Below are 2,024 nucleotides of genomic sequence, written 5' to 3'. Positions count from 1 at the left end.
ACTTACTACCGTTTTTGTTTTTAGTTCCCGCTAATCCGCGATGAACCATAAAAAAGGCCAACCTAAGTTGACCTTTCATTCAATCTAAACAGTGACGTTTAAATTAAGCTTTTGCTTCAGCTGCTGCTTTAGCGATAGCTGCGAAGCTTTTCGCGTCTAGAGCTGCGCCGCCAACTAGAGCACCGTCGATGTCTGGTTGTGCGAAGTAAGCTGCTGCGTTTTCTGGCTTAACAGAACCGCCGTATTGGATAACAACTTTCTTAGCAACATCTTCAGATTTCTCAGCGATGTGTGCACGGATTTGAGCGTGGATGCGTTGTGCATCTTCAGCTGTAGCTGCTTTACCAGTACCGATAGCCCAGATTGGTTCGTAAGCGATGATAGCGCCTTCAAGAGCTTCAACACCTTGAGTGTTGATAACAGCGTCAAGTTGACGTGCACATACAGCAACAGTTTCGCCTGCTTCGTTTTGTGCTTCAGATTCACCGATACAAAGAACTGGAGTTAGGCCGTTCTCTTTTAGGAATGCGAATTTCTTAGCTACGAACTCATCTGATTCGTTGTGGTATTCACGACGCTCAGAGTGACCGATGATGATGTGAGATGCGCCGAACTCTTTAAGCATTGCTGGAGACATGTCGCCAGTGAATGCACCGCTGTTGTTTAGGTCAGAGTTTTGAGCACCTAGGATGATCGCGCTGCCCGCTTCAGTAAGCGTACGCTCTGCTAGATCAACGAAAAGTGCTGGTGGAGCAACTGCTACGTCTACGCCTGTTACGCCTTCAAGTTCAGCGTTAAGACCGTTTAGTAGATCAACAACCATTTCTTTGCTGCCGTTTAGTTTCCAGTTACCCATAACTACAGGATGACGCATAGGAATATCTCCAAAGTATTTAAATAAATCGAATGTAAAAAAGTAAACTTTATTACGAAATAATATAACAGATTAATATCAACAGATCATGACTGTGGTCATGACTTTCTTGGATCTTACTCAATGGTCAGAGTAGATTTTGAGCATATATCAGTGATCCGGCAGACAGAATAATAGCTAACTTCTCGGATTTTTCATCGTTAGTTGTTATTAAGGGACAAACGATTGCGTTAACAATAGGAAGTAACAATGCCGAATCTAGTTCTAGAGTACTCCAATTCAGTGGATGAGCGAGTAAATATCCAAGGCTTACTGGAAGATCTCCACCAAGTCGCTCTCACATGTGGCTTGTTTGATGTGCCGTCAGTGAAGTCTCGTTCACTGCGTTGCCATAATTGGTTGGTCGGTGATGAGGAAGATAGTGTAGACTTTATTCATATCAGCTTTGAGTTACTTTCGGGACGAACGGAAGAGCAAAAGCGAGAATTGTCACGATCGTTAATGCAGGTCCTGCAAGAACAAGCGAGTCATGTAAGAAGCTTAACGGTGAATATTCGTGATATGGATAAAAGTTGCTTTCAAAAAGTAATAAACTAACCATTGCTGCTGACTTTTAGCGGCGTATAAATTTGAGTATTTAAGATGTCGATGAAAGAATTACTGCTCTCTTTCAAGGGGAGAATTGGTCGTAAGACTTACTGGATTTGGAATATTTTCTACTACATAGCGATTACCGGTTTTGCTTCTGGTATCTCTGTGTTGTTCCCTGCTTACTCTTATATCCTGCTACCAATCTTCCTATTGATGCTTGTGATCCCAGATCTTGCGGTAACCGCTAAGCGCTGGCATGACCGCAATAAGTCTAATTACTGGCTACTATTGAATGTGCCATTAGTCTTGGGTCGTTTAGCTTCGCCAATGGCTGCAACGACGACAGAGCCGGTATCGCCAATTCATATGGCTGCAACCGTCGTGGCATTAGTGTGTGGTTTGTGGATGCTGATTGAGTGTGGCTTGTTGAAAGGCACAGAAGGCCGTAATGACTACGGCGAAGACCCATGTAAATATTGATCGATAAGAAGGGAGCATTACGCTCTAATGCCGTTCACTTAAGAGTGAACGGCATTTTTGTTCTTAGCATACCGTTGTG

The 2,024-nt window shown here is 43.4% G+C and carries 3 protein-coding genes; 2 read left to right on the top strand and 1 reads right to left on the bottom strand.

Features of this window, described 5'->3' with window-relative positions; translation table 11 throughout:
• Positions 1-103 precede the first annotated feature (103 nt).
• Complete coding sequence (tpiA, locus tag AB6E30_RS22425; RefSeq protein ID WP_010435373.1) at positions 104-874, bottom strand: triose-phosphate isomerase; 771 nt, start codon at positions 872-874, stop codon at positions 104-106.
• A 249-nt stretch (positions 875-1,123) separates the two neighbouring features.
• Between tpiA and AB6E30_RS22420 the strand changes: the two genes are divergently transcribed.
• Together AB6E30_RS22420 and AB6E30_RS22415 are read left to right on the top strand one after the other, a co-directional pair.
• Positions 1,124-1,471, top strand: coding sequence for a 5-carboxymethyl-2-hydroxymuconate Delta-isomerase (locus tag AB6E30_RS22420; protein WP_050632402.1), 348 nt, complete (start codon positions 1,124-1,126; stop codon positions 1,469-1,471).
• Between the two features lie 45 nt (positions 1,472-1,516).
• Positions 1,517-1,945 (top strand): DUF805 domain-containing protein, encoded by a 429-nt coding sequence (locus tag AB6E30_RS22415; RefSeq protein WP_081229731.1) that lies wholly within the window; start codon positions 1,517-1,519, stop codon positions 1,943-1,945.
• Positions 1,946-2,024 lie beyond the last annotated feature (79 nt).

The sequence above is a fragment of the Vibrio sp. 10N.247.311.12 genome (genome assembly GCF_041467515.1).
In the GTDB taxonomy this organism is placed as follows: domain Bacteria; phylum Pseudomonadota; class Gammaproteobacteria; order Enterobacterales; family Vibrionaceae; genus Vibrio; species Vibrio crassostreae_C.
Note: the sequence above shows the minus strand (reverse complement) of the source record. Positions and strands in the feature narration are given on the sequence as shown.